The sequence below is a fragment of the Azonexus sp. MM2026_4 genome (genome assembly GCF_055901855.1).
Window position 1 is genome coordinate 1,603,418 of the sequence record NZ_CM148380.1, and the last position, 13,450, is coordinate 1,616,867.

Annotated in this window: 12 protein-coding genes; 4 read left to right on the forward strand and 8 right to left on the reverse strand. The window is 64.4% G+C overall.

Features of this window, described 5'->3' with window-relative positions; all coding sequences use genetic code 11:
• Positions 1 to 53: 53 nt before the first annotated feature.
• The 3 genes from AC0KWY_RS07370 to AC0KWY_RS07380 are packed head-to-tail and all read right to left on the reverse strand — an operon-like array spanning position 54 to position 3,017.
• Positions 54 to 515 carry a c-type cytochrome gene (locus AC0KWY_RS07370; RefSeq protein ID WP_474028983.1) on the reverse strand — a complete coding sequence of 154 codons (462 nt, stop codon included), beginning with the start codon at positions 513 to 515 and terminating at the stop codon, positions 54 to 56.
• Positions 516 to 520: 5 nt separating this feature from the next.
• On the reverse strand, positions 521 to 1,090 hold the full coding sequence (locus AC0KWY_RS07375) for a pentapeptide repeat-containing protein (protein WP_474028984.1): 570 nt from the start codon (positions 1,088 to 1,090) through the stop codon (positions 521 to 523).
• Between the two features lie 58 nt (positions 1,091 to 1,148).
• Positions 1,149 to 3,017 (reverse strand): methanol/ethanol family PQQ-dependent dehydrogenase, encoded by a 1,869-nt coding sequence (locus tag AC0KWY_RS07380; RefSeq protein WP_474028985.1) that lies wholly within the window; start codon positions 3,015 to 3,017, stop codon positions 1,149 to 1,151.
• 205 nt (positions 3,018 to 3,222) lie between these two features.
• On the opposite strand from AC0KWY_RS07380, the gene AC0KWY_RS07385 reads away from it, so the two are divergent.
• From AC0KWY_RS07385 to AC0KWY_RS07400, 4 genes are all read left to right on the forward strand, one after another.
• Positions 3,223 to 4,524, forward strand: a complete 1,302-nt coding sequence (locus AC0KWY_RS07385) for a sensor histidine kinase (protein ID WP_474028986.1) — start codon at positions 3,223 to 3,225, stop codon at positions 4,522 to 4,524.
• Positions 4,502 to 5,149 carry a response regulator gene (locus AC0KWY_RS07390; RefSeq protein WP_474028987.1) on the forward strand — a complete coding sequence of 216 codons (648 nt, stop codon included), beginning with the start codon at positions 4,502 to 4,504 and terminating at the stop codon, positions 5,147 to 5,149. The genes AC0KWY_RS07385 and AC0KWY_RS07390 overlap by 23 nt, the downstream gene beginning before the upstream one ends.
• A 33-nt stretch (positions 5,150 to 5,182) precedes the next feature.
• Entirely contained in the window at positions 5,183 to 6,037 is an 855-nt protein-coding gene (locus tag AC0KWY_RS07395) for a cache domain-containing protein (RefSeq protein ID WP_474028988.1), read from the forward strand.
• A gap of 332 nt (positions 6,038 to 6,369) precedes the next feature.
• Positions 6,370 to 7,506 carry a porin gene (locus AC0KWY_RS07400; RefSeq protein ID WP_474028989.1) on the forward strand — a complete coding sequence of 379 codons (1,137 nt, stop codon included), beginning with the start codon at positions 6,370 to 6,372 and terminating at the stop codon, positions 7,504 to 7,506.
• A 140-nt stretch (positions 7,507 to 7,646) separates the two neighbouring features.
• Here AC0KWY_RS07400 and AC0KWY_RS07405 read toward each other — a convergent pair whose 3' ends face one another.
• From AC0KWY_RS07405 to AC0KWY_RS07425, 5 genes are all read right to left on the reverse strand, one after another.
• Complete coding sequence (locus AC0KWY_RS07405; protein WP_474028990.1) at positions 7,647 to 8,264, reverse strand: hypothetical protein; 618 nt, start codon at positions 8,262 to 8,264, stop codon at positions 7,647 to 7,649.
• A 183-nt stretch (positions 8,265 to 8,447) separates the two neighbouring features.
• Positions 8,448 to 9,401, reverse strand: coding sequence for a hypothetical protein (locus AC0KWY_RS07410; protein ID WP_474028991.1), 954 nt, complete (start codon positions 9,399 to 9,401; stop codon positions 8,448 to 8,450).
• 367 nt (positions 9,402 to 9,768) lie between these two features.
• Positions 9,769 to 10,131, reverse strand: a complete 363-nt coding sequence (locus tag AC0KWY_RS07415) for a hypothetical protein (protein ID WP_474028992.1) — start codon at positions 10,129 to 10,131, stop codon at positions 9,769 to 9,771.
• 20 nt (positions 10,132 to 10,151) lie between these two features.
• Positions 10,152 to 11,105, reverse strand: a complete 954-nt coding sequence (locus AC0KWY_RS07420; RefSeq protein WP_474028993.1) for a hypothetical protein — start codon at positions 11,103 to 11,105, stop codon at positions 10,152 to 10,154.
• A 275-nt stretch (positions 11,106 to 11,380) separates the two neighbouring features.
• Complete coding sequence (locus tag AC0KWY_RS07425; protein ID WP_474028994.1) at positions 11,381 to 13,447, reverse strand: T6SS effector phospholipase Tle3 domain-containing protein; 2,067 nt, start codon at positions 13,445 to 13,447, stop codon at positions 11,381 to 11,383.
• Between the last annotated feature and the right edge of the window lie 3 nt (positions 13,448 to 13,450).

Here is a 13,450-nt window from a genome sequence, read left to right on the forward strand (position 1 = left end):
GGCGCCCCGGCTACGGCCCGGGCGCCGTTTTTCTTGCGCCGACGACTAGCGCCTCATTGGCGCGCTCCGCGCGCCTGGGCTTCGATGAAGACCTGGATCGCCCAGGCCAGCTCCTGCTTGAGCACGCCTTGCCAGGGCGGCATGTGGGTGACGCCGACGATGACCTTGCCGTGGCGGACGCTGTGCGCGAAATAGTCGTCGTTGTCGCGCAGGCAGGCGGCCTGGAGCTCGGCGTCGGCGATGCGCCGGCAGTAGCGGTCCAGGTTGCGCAGGTCGGGCGCCGGCGCCGCCCGGGTCGCCGCGTCGGCGCCGTGGCAGCGGGCGCAGGCCTGGTTGTAGGCGAGGCGACCGAGATCGACGGCCGCCGCGTTGCCGCGATAGGGATTGGTCGTCAGCCACTGCGTACCGAGCGGCGGCAAGGCCGAGGCATCGACTTCGGGCGCGACGGCGACCTCGCCGGCCAGCGCCGGCGCGGCCAGGAAAACGAGGAGAAACAGGGAAACGAGCAGCGGCATCGGCGTCACCAATCGGTCGGGCAGGCCGTGCAGGCCTCGAAGTCGGCATCCTGGAAGACCGTGAAGCGGCGGAAGGCGCCGCTCAGGTCGGCGTGGCGGAAATTCACCGCGAAGAACTTGCTTTCCTGCAGGTTGGCATTGATCAGGCGGGCACCGACGAACCAGGCAAAATTGACCTTGGCCGCTTCGAGATTGGCGGCGCTCAGGTCGGCACCGGAAAAGTCGGCGCGGAACAGCCGGGCGAACTCGAGATCGGCGCCGACCAGCCGGGCGCCACGGAAGGTCGCCGTCGGCGCGCTGGCCTTGCCAAGCTGGGCGGCGGTCAGGTCGGCACCGTCGAGATTGGCACCGGCCAGGTTGGCGCCACGCAGGTCGGCGCGCACCAGTTGCGCCCCGCGCAGGTCGGCACCGGCCAGGTTGCGCCCGGCCAGGTTGGCGTGGCGCAGGTCGGCGCCGGCACAGCGCGCATGCGGCCAGATGCCGCAGCCGTTGATGACCAGCGGCTCGACCGGCTCGGCGGCAGCGGCGGCCAGGGGACTGAGCAGCAAGGCGAGAAACAGGGTACGAAGTGACATCGCGTTTCCGATCGTCAGGAAAAAAGCCATCCCCGCCCATGCAGGGATGGCCGCCAACTCAGTTCTTCAGCGATTTCGGCAGCTTGAACACCCACATCGAGCCGCCCTGCGTCACCTGCTTGGTCAGGTCGGCCATGTCGCCGCCCCACAGCGGCACCGCGCCGCCATAGCCGGACTGGATGCCGAGGTATTGCTCGCCGTCCATTTCCCAGGTGATCGGCACCGAAACCACGCCGGAACCGGTCTGGAACTTCCACAGCTCCTTGCCGTTGCTGGCGTCGAAAGCCTTGACGTAGCCGTCCGAGGTCCCGGTGAACAACAGGCCACCGGCGGTGGTCAGGGTGCCGGCCCAGAGCGGGAACTTCTCCTTGTGCTCCCAGGCGATCTTGCCGGTCTTCGGATCGATGGCGCGCAGGATGCCGACGTGGTCGTCGAACAGGCGCTTGATGCGGAAGCCCTGGCCGAGATAGGCGGAGCCGGCCTTGTAGGTCAGCTTCTCGGTCCAGTAGTCCATCGCCCAGTGGTTAGCCGGGATGTAGAACAGCTCGGTCTGCGGGCTGTAGCTCATCGGCATCCAGTTGGTGCCGCCCAGGAAAGGCGGCGAGACGAAGATCGAATCGCCCTTCTCGGCGCCGTCCTTGACCTTGGGCGGGCGGTTGTCGTTCTCGATCGGCTTGCCGGTCTTGAGGTCGAAGCCCTTGGCCCAGGTGATGCCATCAACGAAGGGCCAGGCGCCGATCAGCGAGGTCGGCTTGTTCGGGTAGCCAGCGCCGTTGGTCAGCTTCTCGCGGTCGGTGACGAAGAAGAAGCCGTTGCGGTCGGCGTGCGCCGAGGCCTTGACCGGCTTGCCGGTCTTCGGGTCCTTGTATTCGAAGAGCACCACCGAGTTGTTGCCGGAGAAGTCCCAGGCATCGTTCGGGGTGTGCTGGAAGAAGCCCTTGAGTTCGCCGGTGCTGGCGTCGACATAAGCCTGGCCGGAGGTGAACAGGCTGTCCCAGTGGCGCGGATCGTCGCCTTCCTTGGTCCGGTGCCAGGTGTTCCACGGCGCCGGGTTGCCGGCGCCGATCACCACCATGTTCTTGTCCACGTCGTAGCTGGCCGTCTGCCACGGCGCGCCGCCGCCCTGATGCCAGGCTTCGACCAGCTTGCCGTCCTTGTCGCGCGGCCACGAGGGCGCGTTCTTGTCGCCGGTCGGCGTGCTTTCCTTGCCGTTCAGGCGGCCCATGTGGCCTTCGACCATCGGCCGCGCCCAGACTTCCTCACCGGTATCCGGATCGCGCGCGAACAGCCAGCCGACGACGCCGAACTCGTCGCCCGACGAGCCATGCACCAGCAGCACCTTGCCGCTCTTCTGGTCCTTGACCACGAAGGGGGCGCCGGTCATCGTGTAGCCGACCTTGTGGTCGCCGAACTTCTTGCGCCAGACGACCTTGCCGGTGTCCTTGTTGAGGGCGACGATGGCGGCGTCGAGCGTGCCGAAGTAGATCTTGTCGCCGTAGATGGCGGCGCCGCGGTTGATCACGTCGCAACAGGGGCGGATGTCGTCGGGCAGGCGGGCCTCGTATTCCCACAGGCGCTTGCCGCTGCGGGCATCGATGGCGAAGATGCGCGAGTAGGAGGCGGTGACGTAGATCACGCCATCATGGACCAGCGCCTGCGCTTCCTGGCCGCGCTGCTTTTCGCCGCCGAAGGAGAAACTCCAGGCCGGCACCAGGTGCTCGACGTTCTTCGTGTTGACCCTGGTCAGCGGGCTGAAGCGCTGCGCCTTCAGGCCGAGGCCGTAGGACAGCACGTCCTGGGTGGTCTTGTCGTCGTTGAGAATGTCTTCCCAGCTCACCTTGCTGCCGGCCATCGCCGGGGCGCAAAGGGTGGCGGCGACGAGGGCGGCGATGAGGGTCGGACGGGGATTGAACCGGGTTGTTGCCATCTTTTTTGTCTCCTGAAAGGTGTCGTCTGCTTCCCGATGGATCGGGGGCGGCCTGTCCATTGCGACAGGCGAGCCGAGTATAGGAAGCGCTTTTGCCCCCCGTCCCGGGAGAAGCTCCCGGGCAAACCGGGAAAAATTCCCGACCTTCCGCGCGCTCGGTACGAAACCTGCTCAGCCTCGCCCATGACAATAAGAAGGGGGCGCAATGGATCTCAGACGACGACTGGTGGACTATCTCGGCGCCCTGCTCGGCGGCCTGTTGCTGGTGGCCGTCGCCATCCACCTGCAGTCGCTGCGCGGCGATCTCGACGCCGAAGTCGCCGCCTCGACCCACCTGGTGGACATCCTGGTCGCCGCCAGCCAGCCGGGGACCAGCGCCGAGCAACTGCAGGCGCTGCTGCGCGATGCGCCGCTGCGCCACCTCAGCATCGAGGCGACGGCGCAGCCGCCGGCCGCACGCAGTTGGCTGGCCGCCCTGCTCGCCCCCGAAGCGGCGCGGCCGACGCCGCGCACCGTGCACATCGGCGGGCAGACGCTGTACATCGCCGCCAACCCGGATTCGGAGATCGACGAGCGGCTGGACGACACTGTTCGACTTTGCATCACCCTGTTGCTCTATTCTGGAGCAACCCTGCTCGTCGCCTGGTGGGCGGCGCACCGCGCGCTGAGTCCGGTGCGCGAACTGGAGGCCGGTCTGCAGCGGCTGGCGCGCGGCGAGGAAGCGGCGCGCCTGCCGGCCTTCGCGCTGCGCGAATTCAGCCGCGTCGCCGGTGCCATCGACGATCTCGCCGCCGCCCTGGGCGCCGCGCGCGCCGCCCAGCGCCAGCTCGCCCGCCAGTTGATCGAGGTGCAGGAAGCCGAGCGCAAGACCCTGGCAAGGGAATTGCACGATGAGATGGGGCAGACGCTGACCGCCATCGGCATCACCACCGCTTACCTGGAGCGCCACGCCGGCCAGTTGAGCGGCGAACAGCTCGCCGAATGCGCCCGCGAACTGCGCCGCGACGTCCGTACCAGCGGCCTGCAGTTGCGCGCCATGCTCGGCCAGTTGCGACCGCACGGGCTGGAAGCCGGCGGCCTGGCCGGCGCCCTGCGCGAGCTGGTCGGCAACTGGCAGCAACGGGGGACGGGGATCGAGTTCCGGCTTGAGCTGGCCGGCGCCCTGCCGGCGCTGGCCGAGGCGGCCAGCCTGGCGCTGTACCGGGTGGTGCAGGAGGCGCTGACCAATGTCGTGCGCCACAGCGGCGCCCGCCATTGCCGGGTCGGCATCGAACGCCGGGCGGCGGAGCTGCTGCTGTGCATCGAGGACGACGGCCAGGGGCTGCCGGCCGACCGCCCGGCGCATCAGGGCGGCCTGCTCGGCATGGTCGAGCGCCTGGACATGGTCGGCGGCCGCCTGCAGGTGGCGGGCGGGCCGGGGCGCGGGGTGCAGTTGCAGGTCAGCCTGCCGCTGCAAGAGGAAGAGACGAAGGAGGAAGAACAAGATGATCCGCATCATTCTGGTTGACGACCACGCCGTGGTCAGAAACGGCTACCGCCGCCTGCTCGACGCCGAGCCCGGGCTGCAGGTGGTCGGCGAGGCAGCGAGCGCCGACGAGGCGAACGCGCTGGCCCTGCGCACCGTCGCCGATGTCGCCCTGGTCGACCTCAGCCTGCGCGGCAGCAGCGGCATCGAGGCGATCCGCGGCATGCTCGCCCGCCAGCCGGCGCTCAAGGTGCTGGTCCTGTCCATGCACGAAGGCGCCGGCCACGTCACCCAGGCGCTGCGCAGCGGCGCCCTCGGCTACCTGACCAAGTACAGCGAACCGGCCGAGGTAATCGACGGCATCCGCCGCATCGCCGCCGGCAAACGCGTCTTTTCCCCGGAAATCGCCCAGGTCCTGGCCGCCGAGGCGATCGACGGCGACGGCGCGCTGGCCCACCTGACGCCGCGCGAATTCGAGGTGCTGCGCATGCTGGTGCATGGCGAATCGGCCAGCGGCATCGCCAGCTCGATGCACCTGAGCCCGAAGACGGTTCTCAACTACCTCACGCTGATCCGCCAGAAGCTCGACGCCGACAACGATTTCAAACTGCTCCACCTGGCCGCCCGGCACGGCCTGGTGGATATCCATCACGCGCTCGGCGCCTGAATCCATAACCATCCACCACACCCGGAGACCACAATGAAGTCATCGTCACTCGCCCGCTGCCTGGGCGCCCTGCTGCTCGCCGCCGCCTCGACCCTGGCCGCAGCCGCCGACCACGCGACGCCGCGCGAAGCCCGCGCCCTGTTCAACGAGGCCGTCGCCTACCTCAAGGCCAACGGCCCGGAGAAAGCCTGGGCCGCCTTCAGCGATCCGAAAGGCCAGTTCGTCAGGAAGGACCTCTATGTCTACGTGATCGACCGCCAGGGCACCTACGTCGCCAACGGCGCCGCGCCGGACAGCCTGATCGGCCTCAAGGTCCTCGACAGCGTCAACGCCGCCGGCCTGCCGCTGTTCCGCGAAATGATCGCGGTCACCGAAAAGCAGCCGGAAGCGCGCATCGGCTACGTCTGGCTCAACCGCAAGAGCAACCGCGTCGAACCCAAGTTCGCCTGGCTGCACCGCCAGGGTGACTACATCCTCGGCGTCGGCTACTACGCCGTGCGCGCCGGCGCCGACGATGCGCGTAAGCTGCTCGACACCGCCAGCGCCGAAATCCGCCAGCGCGGCCTGGCCGCCGCCCTGGGCAGCTTCAACGACCCCAAGGGCCGCTTCGTCCATGACGACCTCTACGTCTTCGCCGTCAACCTGGGCAGCGGCAAGTTCGAAGCGCACGGCATGAACCCGAAATGGACCGGCAGCGACGCCAGCGACCTGCACGACGTCGAAGGCAAGCCGCTGATCCGCGAAATGCTCGACCTGGCCAAAACCAAGGGCGAAGGCACGGTCGATTACGTGTGGCGCAACCCGGTCACCAACGCCGTCGAAAAGAAGCGCACCTTCATCCGCCGCGAAGGCGACAGCCTGATCGGCGTCGGCTTCTACCGCGAATAAGGCACCAGCGCTCCCGCACAGCCGGCCCGCGTGGCCGGCTTTTTTGTCGGCGGCCGGCGGAAACAGGCTGCTCCGTTGCGCTCCATCCTTGAACACCTGTCCAGAAAATGAGCGACCGGCGCCAGCACCCGACTCGCCAACAGCCCCGCCTCAATCGCCGAAACCAAGTCCTGGCAAGGCTTTTCGCCGATGCAACCAAGCCCGGCGCCGGCTGGCACGTACTTCGCACTAAAGGCCGCGCCACACCATCGCCTGGCGATGGCAACGGGGGAATGCCGGCGGGTCGGGAGCCCGCACGGCACACATCAATGCAAATCACCTGGAGACAATCCATGACCAAAAAAATCATCGCGCTGGCCATCGCGGCCGCCGCTTCGGCGGGCGCCCTGGCCCAGAGCAATGTCACCGTCTACGGCAACGTCGATATGGGCTGGATGCACCGCAGCGGCGACAACGGCGCGGTCGCCCCGAGCAAGTCGCAGAACGCCGTGCAGAGCGCCGGCTCGCAGAGCCACATCGGCTTCAAGGGCACGGAAGACCTCGGCAACGGCGTCAAGGCGCTGTTCGACCTGCAGTACCGGATCAATCCCGACATCGGCACCGGCCCGACCCAGGCCGGGCACCAGTTCATCGGCGTCACCGGCGGCTTCGGCACCGTCGTCGCCGGCTACCTCGACGGCCTGCGCTACGGCATTTACGGCAAGTACAACCCGTTCGGCAACTACTCGGTCGGCAACTTCGCCTCGATGACCACCCAGTACGACCGCGCGTCCAACGCTGTGGCCTACGTCTCGCCGGCCTTCAACGGCTTCACCCTGATCCTGGCGACGGCGACCAACACCCAGGGCAACGAAGGCAGCCTGAACGGCGTCCATACCGTCGGCGGCGTCGCCAACGGCGGCAACAACGGCGACGACCGCCTGTTCTCCGCCAACCTGATCTACGCCAACGGCCCGCTCAGCGTCAACCTCGACTACGAAACCACGAAGGCCGTCGGCTACTCCAACAGCCGCCTCTACGTGCTGACCGGCGGCGCCTCCTACGATTTCGGGCCGATCAAGGTCTCCGGCGTCTACGACGTCATCAAGGGCGACCCGAACTCGCTGATCGGCGGCAACATCGACCTCGACGCCGCCACCCCGGGCAACCAGAACCTGGGCGGCCTCGCCGCCGGTCAGGAATACGACCGCCGCAACTGGTTCGTCGGCGCCGAGATGCCCTTCGGCAAGCTGAAGGCGCTGGCCAGCTACGGCCAGGTCAAGGACCGCACGCTGAACGACGCCAACGCCCGCAAATGGGCAATCGGCGCCCGCTATTCGCTGTCCAAGCGGACCGAACTGTACGCCGACTACGCGCAGATCCGGAACGACGACAACGCCGGCTTCACCATCAACCCGATGGGCAACTCGCTCGGCCTCAGCGGCGTCGGCGTCAAGGGTTTCGCCATGGGGATGAAGCACAGCTTCTGACCCCACCCCGACGCGCTGCAACAGCGGCGCGTCGGGCCTGCTTTTCTTGCGTGAGATGCTTCTGCATCTTTTCGGGGCGCCCTGCGGGACGCCCCGTTTTTTTGGTTGGCACTGTATTCACCGAGGGCAAACCGCAGCAATCAGGGATGCGACACGCCATATTCGGCGATAGGCACGAGCACGGCACCGCTGAGGCGGAAGTGAGCGGCGATGGAGACGTGAACAACGACGAAGCCCACCGTAGTTCCGCCCATTTTGAAGAGCCGCCGGGCAGCGATTGGCGTTCTCTCCAGCAGTTCATCATTCAGGGAATAACGACGAACCTTGTATGCGGGCTCTTCGTCCGGTTCAAAATCCCGATTGTGGTAGCTAGAGGAGTTCCGGTCCCAGCAGTCGAAGCGCTCCAGAAATGTCAGGTACCAGCGATCCTCATGCCACTTATTGTTGTGGTCGATATAGATGGCGGGTTGTATGGCGAGATTGGGTATCTCAAGCGACAGAAGCTTGTCGCGGAGTGAATCTTTGACCAGGATGTCTGATCCGTGAAAAAGCAGCTCTGGTGGAGGGTCGGAAGGAAGAATGCGGTTTTGTTGCTGATATTCCAGCGATCCGTTGTGGAAAACCAGTGGCTTGGTATGCAGGGGCAACAACTCCGACGTATAGGGTTTCCGTGACGTGTCATCGTCCGGGGTCATGAACGGAAGTCGCTCATCCCTCTCCTTCAAGACGAAGAAATAGTCTTGGTCGAATTTGCTCATTTCAGCACTCCGGGCTTGCATTGACCCAGCCGGAACGGTCGGACCAGATTTCCTCGACGCCGACTGGACGACTCTTGCCGCCGGGGTTGGCATCGATGGCGGTCATCGTGCCCGTGGGCGGACGGGCACCGCCGATTACGGACGATCAACAACGGGGCCAGCCAGAAAATACCAGATGGCAAATCAGAAATCCTTCTTCCCGTCGAGCCGCTGTCCCCACCAGGGGCGATACCACTGCCCGCGGCTGTTGGCCTCGCGGTCGATGCGGGCGGGGTCCTGAATTTCCGCTGGCTGCGTGTTGGGCAGGATCAGCATGGCGCGACCGGCGTCAGGATCGCGACTGGAGATATAGAGCACCGGGTGGCGGCGCTGGTTGGCGGCGTAGGCGGCGAGCAGCAGGGTGTAGCTGACGGTGTTGGCGCCCAGCTCATCGAACACCGCCGGCAGGTCGATGGCGTCGCGGTGCAGGTCGTAATCCGGCAGCAGGTCGTGCAGCGCGGCGCCAGTGTCGGCTAGGCGCTGCGCCGCAGCCGGCGTGTAACGACCGCAATCGCGGGCGACGGTACCGATCGCCGACGGCGCGATGCCGGCGCTGGCGCAGGCCTGCTCGACCGCCAGGCGCAAGGCAGTGACGCGCGCCGACTCGCCCTTGACCTTGTCCACCGACTTCACCGGGACGACAGCCGGCGCGGTGAAGTAAGCCAGCGCCGAACGCCCGCTGACAAAGCCCGGATGCGCCAACATCAGCAGCACCGCGGCCTCGTTCGGCAATTCATCCTTCGGCCAGCTCGGCGAATCGACGGTGCCCAGCCAGATGACCTTGGCCTCCGGCGTCGCGATCTTGCCCAGCCCGGCTTCCAGCGTGCTCCATCCGGCGTTGCCGGAGGCCAGGGTGAAGCTGCCGGGGCGGGTGTCCACTCCGAAGGACTGATAGGCTCTTCGCCACAGATCCCAGGCTTCCTCCGGCGTACGCTCTGCAGTGAATCCAGCGACGATGTGCAACTGCTTCATCCGCACCTCGTTCCACAGGAACTGGTGATAGCCGCCGCGAGCTGTCTCGTTGTAATAGCTGACGGTAAAGGAAAAGCTGGCAGTCAGTTCATCGAGTAGATTTTCGTCGAAACGATAACGCGGCAAACCTTCACCCGTTACCCCTTTGTAGGTTTTTGGGGGTGCGTCATCAGGTTTGAGGGCAAGCACGGTTGGAAGATAGTGGTCCAGCGGGTATCTGGGGGCCAGCAGAGGCGATATCAAACTGGCACCAACCAGTTGAGCAACCGCTCCTGTCGGCCAGTCCGGCTTGACGGCGGCAGGCGCCGATTTTGCAGCGGCAAGCGCCAAGCGGTTGAATCCGAGGAAATCGAGTAATCCCATGCTCAGGGCTCCGGTCAGGAATTGGCGGCGGCTCTTCATTTCCATGGAATCTGGCGCGCGACAGCGGCGACGCCATAAACTTTCCGGGGCAACAGCGCGAAGTTGGCGAAGGCTTGCATCGGGCGCAGGCTCAAGGAGCGGTTTCCGGTTTGATCCAGCTAATGCCGGTGGTCGCCAGATACAAGGAGATGCGCGTTCCACACGCCCCCTGAAAAACCGCCGTCTCACTCTTCTCGTCGGTCACGCCTTCGACGACTTGTCCGTCATCAGTCTTGATCCGGTAGCGTATTCCGGCAACGGGCACATCCTTGCTTTCGCTCCTGAGCGCGTAGCGATGGGCGCAAACCGACGGGTCCGGGCCAGATGGCTGGCGCAACGCACGGTAATCGGACAAGACAAAACCGGGCGACGGCTTGGGCGCCAAGGCCACGCAGGCGCTCAGAGCGAACGCAGCCAGCGCGAGCGACAGTGTTTTGAAATGCTGATTCTTCATGCAGACATTCATCTCTCGTCTCAAAAATCCTTCTTGCCATCAAGCCGCTGCCCCCACCAGGGGCGATACCATTGCCCGCGGCTGTTGGCCTCGCGGTCGATGCGGGCGGGGTCCTGAATTTCAGCCGGCTGCGGGTTGGGCAGGATCAGCATGGCGCGACCGGCGTCGGGATCGCGACTGGAGATATAGAGCACCGGATGGCGGCGCTGGTTGGCGGCATAGGCGGCGAGCAGCAGGGTGTAGCTGACGGTGTTGGCGCCCAGCTCATCGAACACCGCCGGCAGGTCGATGGCGTCACGATGCAGGTCGTAATCCGGCAGCAGGTCGTGCAGCGCGGCGCCGGTATCGGCCAGGCGCTGTGCCGCAGCCGGCGTGTAACGACCGCAATCGCGGGCGACGGTGCCGATCGCCGACGGCGCGATGCCTGCGCTGGCGCAGGCCTGCTCGACCGCCAGGCGCAAGGCGGTGACGCGCGCCGACTCGCCCTTGACCTTGTCCACCGACTTCACCGGCACGACAGCCGGCGCGGTGAAGTAAGCCAGCGCCGAGCGCCCGCTGACAAAGCCCGGATGCGCCAACATCAGCAGCACTGCTGCCTCGTTCGGCAACTCATCCTTCGGCCAGCTCGGCGCATCGACGGTGCCCAGCCAGATGACCTTGGCCTCCGGTGTCGCGATCTTCCCCAACCCGGCTTCCAGCGTGGTCCATCCGGCGTTGCCGGAGGCCAGGGTGAAGCTGCCGGGGCGGGTGTCTTCGCCGAAGGCGAGATAGGCGGTATGCCAAAGCTCCCAGGCTTTCTCTGGCGTGCGCTCTGCAGTGAATCCAGCGACGATGTGCAACTGCTTCATCCTCACGTCGTTCCATAGAAACTGGTGATAGCCGCCATAGGCCGTCTGGTTGTAGTAGCTAACAGTAAAGGAGAAACTGACGGTCAAAGTAGTAAGCAGGTTTTCTTCAGCCTGATACTTGGGCATATGACGTGATCCCGTAATCCCCTTGTAGATTTTTGGAGGCGCCTCGTCCGGCTTTAAGGCAAGCAGTGTCGGCAGAAAATGGTCGAGCGGGTAGCCGGGATCAAACAGCGGCGAAATCGTACTGGCACCAACCAGTTGAGCAACCGCCCCTGTCGGCCAGTCCGGCTTAGCGGAGGCAGGCGCCGACTCTGCGGCGGCGCGCGCGGGACGGTTGAATCCTAGGAAGTCAAGTAATCCCATGCTTAGGGCTCCGGTCAGGAATTGGCGGCGGCTCTTCATCGCAGCAGTCCAAAGAAATTCTGTTTACGTTCGTTCGAGATATCGGTGTTGGCCACCATGTGCTCGTGGTTGTATGTGTATTGAACTTGGTGGCTTTTGAACAAGCCAAGTTTCCAATAATGTTTAAAGCCTTCCGCATCCAGTCTTGAATCTTCCATATACATCCAGTGGGCAAAGCTTCGGAATTCAGCCATGTCTTCCGCCGTAATCTTGCACGGATCAACGAAGCCAACCGCGACATCGTAGGCCACGACCTCCGCCGAATGTTCGGGGTTGGTCAGGATCGTGCCGTGGTCGGTGGCGTTGGGATTTTCCGAGAGGTAGCGTTTCATCATCGCCCGCTCGTCTTCCGGGGTATCGCCGATTTCGCCACGCCGCTTGGCGGCTTCGAGGCGGGCCCGGGTTTCGAATTCCCATTGGGCCTCAGTCTTCCCATCCCCCTTCGGTTCAGTTTTCTCGTCCATCTTTTCCGGCAGGATGTCCTGCCATTTTTCCCGGTTTGTCTTGTCCAGCGCGTTGGAGACAGGATCCTTGCCTTCGTCGAACTGGACTGATGTATCGCCGTAGCGTACGGAACGCGGCGTTACCGGCTTGGGCAGCACTGGAGCGGTAATCGGAACCTCCCTGTCCTTTTCGGGAGGGGTGTTGATCGGGAGATCAATCATGCGCGACGCCGGCCAGATGAAGATCGAGCTCAACACGGTCAGGATGCGGGAAACAAAGCCCTGATTGTGGTTCAGGCTGAGCACGTAACGCATGTTCGGCGGCTTGGGGTTCCAGAACTGGTTGGGGTCGTGGTTGTGCTTGATGTAGTGGTAGCGCTGCCAGGCTTCGCAACCGACGGCAAAGGGCGGCGATTGATTGCCTCCGGCCTGCGCCCAGACCCGCTGGTAAATCTTGCCGTCCCCCTTCACAGCATCGATGTCCTCATCGCGCAAGCCTTTCCAGCCGATGCCCTGGATCGGGGTGACGCCGATCAACTGGTCGTGCGGATTGCAGTACAGGAAGACTTTGCCCCGATTGTCGCGATCCTTTCCGGGTTCGGGTTTGCGACGGGCAGCGTCCTTGTCCGGAAACTTTTCCATCTGGAACAAGGGGGTCTGGCTTTCGACATCCTTGCAGCCCATGATCCGGTTGATCTCTTCCAGTGACTGGCCCTTGCCAGCCCTTTTGGCCACCCCATCGAGAAAGCGCTTGAAGGTATCCTTGCGAGCCGTAGCCGTGACATGGCCGAATTCGCCGAAGCCGCCAGGTTGCTTGGCGACGACGAATTCTTCCGTAGCGGGCGACTCCAGGTTGTAAGGCGGATTGCTCATGATGTAGGTATCGGCGATGAAGGATTCATCCTCCTTAAGGCCGAGCATCGCAGCCCCCAGCGTAATCATGTTGCCCTGGCTGTGGCAGATGACGGTGATCGGGCAATCGGCCTGCTTCTTGCGAATCGCCTTGATCAGTTCCTTGAGGCGGTGCGAGGCATGCGCGTAATAGGCGCGCGGCGGGCAGGCATAGACTTCCCGGCCATCAACCGGAAACATGTTGAGGTAGAGCCACCAGAACACCCGGTCGTCCATACCGACGCCCCACATGTAGGGCAAGGCGCTCGTTCCGTTCTGGAAAGGACCGCCGCCCCAGGCATCCATTTCGTTGAGCCAGATGAAGCCGCTCTGCTTGTATTCCTTGTTTTCATCGATGGCATCGGTGTCGCTCTTGGGCTTGCCCGCAAGTTTGTAGCCCCAACGGAAACGGATGACGGGCGAGCGCTCGGCATCCTTGACGAAATTCTTGCCATTCAGGGAACGATTCAGTTTTCCGCCGGGTTCGATTTCCGGTTCGTAGGTAGCCATTTTCAATTTCCCCTCGGGATTCGGCGAGCGATGCAGGCCGAGTCGGCGATTCAGACCGTCGATCAATCCCTCCTCGGTTTGCTCATACCATTCCCCATCGGAATTGACGCCGTGCACGAAAATGATGATGCCCGGCAAATGGGAGAGATAGACGTGAGACTGGTGCATGCCTTCGCATACAGTCAGATCGCTTGAAAGGATGTCCGCCGAATTTTCCATAGG

Excerpts from the sequence above, each read along its gene's own strand:
- AC0KWY_RS07370 (WP_474028983.1), bottom strand. The coding sequence starts at position 515 with ATGCCGCTGCTCGTTTCCCTGTTTCTCCTCGTTTTCCTGGCCGCGCCG.
- AC0KWY_RS07375 (WP_474028984.1), bottom strand. The coding sequence starts at position 1,090 with ATGTCACTTCGTACCCTGTTTCTCGCCTTGCTGCTCAGTCCCCTGGCC.
- AC0KWY_RS07380 (WP_474028985.1), bottom strand. The coding sequence starts at position 3,017 with ATGGCAACAACCCGGTTCAATCCCCGTCCGACCCTCATCGCCGCCCTC.
- AC0KWY_RS07385 (WP_474028986.1), top strand. The coding sequence starts at position 3,223 with ATGGATCTCAGACGACGACTGGTGGACTATCTCGGCGCCCTGCTCGGC.
- AC0KWY_RS07390 (WP_474028987.1), top strand. The coding sequence starts at position 4,502 with ATGATCCGCATCATTCTGGTTGACGACCACGCCGTGGTCAGAAACGGC.
- AC0KWY_RS07395 (WP_474028988.1), top strand. The coding sequence starts at position 5,183 with ATGAAGTCATCGTCACTCGCCCGCTGCCTGGGCGCCCTGCTGCTCGCC.
- AC0KWY_RS07400 (WP_474028989.1), top strand. The coding sequence starts at position 6,370 with ATGACCAAAAAAATCATCGCGCTGGCCATCGCGGCCGCCGCTTCGGCG.
- AC0KWY_RS07405 (WP_474028990.1), bottom strand. The coding sequence starts at position 8,264 with ATGAGCAAATTCGACCAAGACTATTTCTTCGTCTTGAAGGAGAGGGAT.
- AC0KWY_RS07415 (WP_474028992.1), bottom strand. The coding sequence starts at position 10,131 with ATGAAGAATCAGCATTTCAAAACACTGTCGCTCGCGCTGGCTGCGTTC.
- AC0KWY_RS07420 (WP_474028993.1), bottom strand. The coding sequence starts at position 11,105 with ATGCCCAAGTATCAGGCTGAAGAAAACCTGCTTACTACTTTGACCGTC.
- AC0KWY_RS07425 (WP_474028994.1), bottom strand. The coding sequence starts at position 13,447 with ATGGAAAATTCGGCGGACATCCTTTCAAGCGATCTGACTGTATGCGAA.